Consider the following 426-nt stretch of genomic DNA (forward strand, 5'->3'; position numbering starts at 1 on the left):
GAGTTGACGGTTCGATTCGTGGCACCGATCCGCATGGGTCAGACTATTACGATCTGTGCCCAGCTACTTGGGCAGCGGCGGGGCATCTATCAGCTCGAAGCATGGCTGCTCTCAGGGTTGCATATTGCCGGACAGTGCATCGACGGAGAGCAGCGGCTGGCTCGCGCTTCGGCCAAGTTTATCGCACCACCCGATGGGGGTATGGCCCACGGTTGCTGAAATTCAGATCATGGTGCTTTGTGACAATCATGGTCAAGGTGAGTTACAGACTGAACATGGCTTTGCACTCTAGTTGCATTCACCCGAGCTGAACTTGCTTTTTGATACCGGCTCGGGTCAAACACTGCTTACCAATGCCGAGGGGCTAGACACCCAGTTAAACGACTGTCAGATGGCGGTGATCAGTCATGGTCTTTATGATCATTC

1 protein-coding gene is annotated in these 426 nt (G+C 53.8%); it reads left to right on the plus strand.

All coding sequences use genetic code 11. The features are described 5' to 3' along the window. On the plus strand, positions 1-219 hold a 219-nt coding region (locus tag JWG43_RS18700; protein ID WP_205244420.1), incomplete at its 5' end, for a hypothetical protein. Positions 220-426 lie beyond the last annotated feature (207 nt).

Source organism: Desulfobulbus alkaliphilus (assembly GCF_016918545.1).
Lineage (GTDB): Bacteria > Desulfobacterota > Desulfobulbia > Desulfobulbales > Desulfobulbaceae > Desulfobulbus > Desulfobulbus alkaliphilus.